The 3,014-nt window shown below is 74.5% G+C and carries 2 protein-coding genes; both read right to left on the bottom strand.

Features of this window, described 5'->3' with window-relative positions:
• Positions 1-151: 151 nt before the first annotated feature.
• The gene (locus ACWGKU_RS27930) at positions 152-1,267 is read right to left on the bottom strand and encodes an FHA domain-containing protein (RefSeq protein ID WP_452180876.1); all 1,116 of its coding nucleotides are present in this window, start codon (positions 1,265-1,267) and stop codon (positions 152-154) included.
• Positions 1,268-1,613: 346 nt separating this feature from the next.
• Positions 1,614-2,969 carry a vWA domain-containing protein gene (locus ACWGKU_RS27935; protein ID WP_452180875.1) on the bottom strand — a complete coding sequence of 452 codons (1,356 nt, stop codon included), beginning with the start codon at positions 2,967-2,969 and terminating at the stop codon, positions 1,614-1,616.
• Between the last annotated feature and the right edge of the window lie 45 nt (positions 2,970-3,014).

Genomic DNA, 3,014 nt, shown 5'->3' on the forward strand with positions numbered 1-3,014 from the left:
CCCTCGTTCTCACTTTTCAAACTTCGGCCCTTATTTTTTGTTTATTTTTTCACCACCACACAAAAAACGCGGGGGCGGGCTTAGGACCACCCCCCCCCCCCCCGACCGGAGTTGGCGCTGATGGCCCATCAGGGAATGATGTGGCGGTCTTTCAGCCGCGGTGCACGGTGATGGTGGTCCAGGCGCCGACGTGGATCCGGTCGCCGTCGTTCAGCGGGATCGCGGTGTGCGGGGTGATCGGCTCCGCGCCGCCGTTCACGGTGGTGCCGTTGGTCGAGTCCTGGTCGACCAGGACCCAGCTGCCGTCCGCCTGTTCGGCGAGCAGCGCGTGCTGGTGCGAGGCGCCCGGGTCCTCCGGCGGGACGGACAGGTCGATCTCCGGCACCGTGCCGCGGTGCTGGCTGCGCCGTCCGATCCGCAGCTGGCCGCGGCCGGTCAGCGGGATCCGGCGCTCGGGGCAGTACGGCGGGAAGAACAGGCCGGCCGCCTCGGGGCCGCTGCGGGCCATCATCTCGGTGAAGTAGTCCCGGTCGGCCGCGACCACGGCGATCCAGTTGGTCCGCACCGGCTCGGCCGGGGCGGGTTCCTGGGGTTGCTGCGGCTGTGCCTGCTGTGCCTGCTGCGGCGGGGCCAGGTGGAAGGAGGTGCCGAAGTCGCCGCCGCGGCTGTTCGGGCCGGGGCCGGCCGGGTGGGCGTAGACCGGGCCGGAGTCCTCGCGCACGGAGGTGTCGGGGAACGCGCCCTCCGGCGCGGGCCCCTCGCCCCCGGCGTGGTGGCCGGGAGGTGCCGTCGGCCCGGTGCCGGGCTGGGCGGGCGGGTAGCCGTAGGTGTGCGGGTGTCCGGGGGCCTGCGGCTGCTGCTGGACGGGCGGCGCGACGGCCTGCTGGGCGGCCGGCGGCTGTCCGAATGGTGACTCTCCGAACGGCGGCTGGCCGGCCGGGGCGTGACCGAACGGCGGCTGGCCGAACGGGGGCTGTTCGAACGGCGGCTGGCCGGCCGGGGCGTGACCGGGCGGGGCCTGCGGCGGGGTGCCGCCGTAGGCCGCCGGGATGTTCAGCGGCGGCTGCTGGGCCGGGCCGGGCGGGAGGTGGCCGGCGCCGGGCGCCTGGCGGCGCGAGGGCGTGGAGAGCTCGTAGTCGTAGCCGCACTCCTCGCAGAACCGTCCGGTCTGCGGGCTGCGGCAGATCGGGCAGACGGCCAGGCCCGCGGTGAGGCCCTGTGGCCCGGCCTGGGGCTGGACGGCCCCGTGCGGGGGCGGGGGCACCATGCCCGGGGGCGGCAGGGGTGCCCCGGGCGGCGGGACGGCTCCCGGGGGGACGGCCCCCGGCGGCATCGGCGGCGGAGGCGGCGGAGCGCCGAAGGACGCGCCGCCGTACCCCGGGTGGTGTCCGGCGTGCGCGCCGGGCGCGGGGTCGGCCCCGGGCGCCCCCGGGTAGCCTCCGTGCGCCCCCGGCGTGGGAGCCGGCGGAGTCATCGGGAAGCCGCAGAAGTCGCACCAGTCCTCGGCCTGCGACTCGTGGCCCCTCGGGCAGATCGGCATCAGGTCCCCCTCGTTTCGGGCCGGCTCGGTGCGGCGTCGCGCCGGGGTGCCGGCCCGGTCACGTCTTCAGCGGTCACTTCTTCACACGTACCGTCTTGGTCGACCGGGTCTCAAGGGTCATCGAGTCGGCCTCGCTCACGTTCTTACGGAACCGAACCGTACCCTCCTTCGGGTCCACCACGTCCACCACCTTCTGGAGCAGCTTGTAGGTGCCCTCGTTCCCGGTCGCGTGGGCGATCCGGACGGCCGCGCCCAGCTTGGCGGTCGCGCGGTCGACGTCCCCGGCCCGGTGGGCCTCCAGGCCCTCCTGGATGGAGGAGGCGAGCTCGGCCTGCCCGGTGTAGTGGGCGACCTGCGGGCTGATCCGGGTGGAGGAGGCCAGGTCGTCGGTCCAGACCGCCTTGACCAGGCCCTGGGTGAGTACCTCCGGGGTGCCGCCGGCGACCTGGTCGGGCAGCACCAGGCTGATCCGGGCGGCCAGCATCTCGTTGCCGACCGAGGCGGCCGGCACCTCGACGCAGACGTGGTAGTCGCGGCTCTCGTCGCCCCAGGAGCCGGTGGGGTAGTCGCCGGCCCGGGGGCCGGCCTCGGTGCGGCGGGAGGTCAGGTCCTCGACCGCGGGGGCGACCTGCTTGACGAACCTGACCGTGGCGTTGGCCGGGGTCCAGATCCGCAGGGCGACGTCGGCGACCTGCTTGCCCATCGCCCCGGCCATCATCGAGCGGAAGTCCTCGGCCAGGCCGGAGGGTTCGGCGACGATGTCGGTGGTGCCGAGCAGCGCCGAGGAGATCCTGCGCAGCTCGTCGATCCGCCAGTCGGTGCCCACGCCGCGGCAGTCGGCGGTGAAGTGGCCGGTCACCAGTTCGATGGTGCGGGCCAGGTCCTCGGCGGACTCGTGCTCGTTGTTGCCGTCGGTGAGCAGGACGGCGTGCCGGATGGCGATGTCGCGGCGGGTGAGGAAGAGCTTGTCGGCCTTGGCCAGCCAGGTGCCCATCGCGGTGCCGCCGGCGGCGGTGAGCCGGCGCAGCGACTCCTTGGCCTGCCCGCGGGTGGTGGCGGAGGCGGTGGCGAGGGTGCCGTCGCCGGGGTAGATGTCGCGGGCCTCGTGGGTGCCGGCGACCACGGCGAAGGCGGTGCCGTCGCGCAGCGCGTCGATGGCGGCGGCGGTGGCCTCGCGGGCGCCGTTGATCTTGCTCTTGGGGTAGTCCATCGAGCCCGAGCAGTCCACCAGGATGACCACGGCGGCCGCGGCGCCGGTGCCCGCCGGGGTGGCGTCGGCGAAGCCGAGCGGCCGGCCGCCGGAGGTGCCGCCGCCGGTCGCGGTGACGGTGACGATGGCGTTGACCTCGCGGGCGCCGTCGGCCAGGTACTCGTTCTGGAAGATCTCCACGGTGAACCTGGGCAGGTTCGGCTTCGCCAGTGTTGCCATGGGGCGGTCGGCTCCCGTCGGGTGAGGGGTGGACGTGCTCAGTAC

It is taken from the genome of Kitasatospora sp. NPDC054768, from assembly GCF_053612025.1.

Excerpts from the sequence above, each read along its gene's own strand:
- ACWGKU_RS27930 (WP_452180876.1), bottom strand. The coding sequence starts at position 1,267 with ATGGTGCCCCCGCCCCCGCACGGGGCCGTCCAGCCCCAGGCCGGGCCA.
- ACWGKU_RS27935 (WP_452180875.1), bottom strand. The coding sequence starts at position 2,969 with ATGGCAACACTGGCGAAGCCGAACCTGCCCAGGTTCACCGTGGAGATC.